The 1,642-nt window shown below is 73.4% G+C and carries 1 protein-coding gene; it reads right to left on the bottom strand.

The window, feature by feature from the left end; genetic code table 11:
- On the bottom strand, positions 1–1,450 hold a 1,450-nt coding region (locus tag AOK23_RS37035), incomplete at its 3' end, for a beta-ketoacyl synthase N-terminal-like domain-containing protein (RefSeq protein WP_276205791.1).
- Positions 1,451–1,642 lie beyond the last annotated feature (192 nt).

The raw sequence follows: 1,642 nt of genomic DNA, 5'->3' as shown, positions 1-1,642 counted from the left end.
CGACCTCGGTCGTCCCCGCCGTGGCCGGTGTCGCGTCGGCTGGTTGCGTCTGGGCCGGTTCCGTGTCCGTCGGGGCCTGTTCGAGGATCACATGGGCGTTGGTGCCGCTCACGCCGAAGGAGGAGACGGCGGCCCGGCGGGGGCGGCCGAGGTCGGGCCAGTCGCGCGCCTCCGTGAGCAGTTCGACGGCCCCAGCCGTCCAGTCGACCTGCGGTGAGGGCCGGTCGACATGGAGAGTGCGGGGCAGCTTGCCGTGGCGCATGGCCATGACCATCTTGATGACGCCGGCGGCGCCGGCGGCGGCCTGGGTGTGCGCCAGGTTCGACTTCACCGACCCGAGCCACAGCGGCCGGCCTTCGGGCCGCTCGGCGCCGTAGGTCGCCATGAGCGCCTGTGCCTCCACGGGGTCGCCGAGGCGGGTGCCGGTGCCGTGCCCCTCGACGATGTCGACGTCGGCGGCGGTCAGCCGGGCGTTCGCCAGGGCCTGGCGGATGACGCGCTGCTGGGAGGGGCCGTTGGGGGCGGTCAGGCCGTTGGACGCGCCGTCCTGGTTGACGGCGGTGCCACGGATCACGGCGAGGATCCGGTGGCCGCGGCGGCGGGCGTCCGTGAGCCGTTCCACGACGAGGACGGCGGCGCCCTCGCCCCACGCGGTGCCGTCGGCGGCGTCCGCGTACGAACGGCAGCGGCCGAAGGGCGCCACGTTGCCCTGCCGGCTGCTCTCGACGAACGTGGCCGGGCTGGACATGACGGTGACGCCGCCGGCCAGCGCCAGCTCGCACTCCCCCGCCCGCAGCGCCTGTGCGGCGAGGTGCAGGGTGACCAGGGAGGAGGAGCAGGCGGTGTCCACGGTGAGGGCCGGGCCCTCCAGGCCGAGGGTGTAGGCGACCCGGCCGGAGAGCACGCTGCCGGACATGCCGGTGCTCATCAGGCCCTGCACCTCGTCGGGGAGGGTCGACAACTCGCCGCCGTAGTCGTGGTACATGAGCCCGGCGTAGACGCCGGTGCGGCTGCCGGCGAGGGACGCCGGCACGATGTGGGCGTGCTCCAGCGCCTCCCAGGCGACCTCCAGCAGCAGCCGCTGCTGCGGGTCCATCGCCAGGGCCTCGCGGGGCGAGATCCCGAAGAAGCCGGCGTCGAATTCGCCCGCGTCGTACAGGAAGGCGCCCTCGCGGGCGCGGCTGGTGCCGAGCCCTTCGTCGTCGGCGAAGAGGGCGTCGAAGTCCCAGCCGCGGTTCTCGGGCATCGGGCCCACGGCGTCGCGGCCCTCGTCCACCAGCCGCCACAGACCGTCGGGGCCGTGGACGCCGCCGGGGAACCGGCAGCCGATGCCGACGATCGCCAAGGGTTCGCTGTCGGCGTCCTCCAGCTGCTTGAGCCGTCTGTGCGCCTTGCGGAGATCGCCCGTCATCGTGCGGATGTATTCGACGAGTCGAGCTTCGTCCGTCACTGGAACCCCCTGGGGTCGGAGCCGTGCGGATGTTCACCAGGGAGCGGGCAGCGGTCGCCGCAGGACGGCGGGCCGAGCGGTCCTGGAAAATTGGAGGATTCAAGTAGACAAGATCATCGGCGGGTACCGACACCCCTGACCTCGGCCCCGGAGGTTAGGGGTGGGGTCAGGGGGCCGACGGCGGCCGGGAGG

The sequence above is a fragment of the Streptomyces torulosus genome, from assembly GCF_001419765.1.
Classification (GTDB): Bacteria; Actinomycetota; Actinomycetes; order Streptomycetales; family Streptomycetaceae; genus Streptomyces; species Streptomyces torulosus.
Note: the sequence above shows the minus strand (reverse complement) of the source record. Positions and strands in the feature narration are given on the sequence as shown.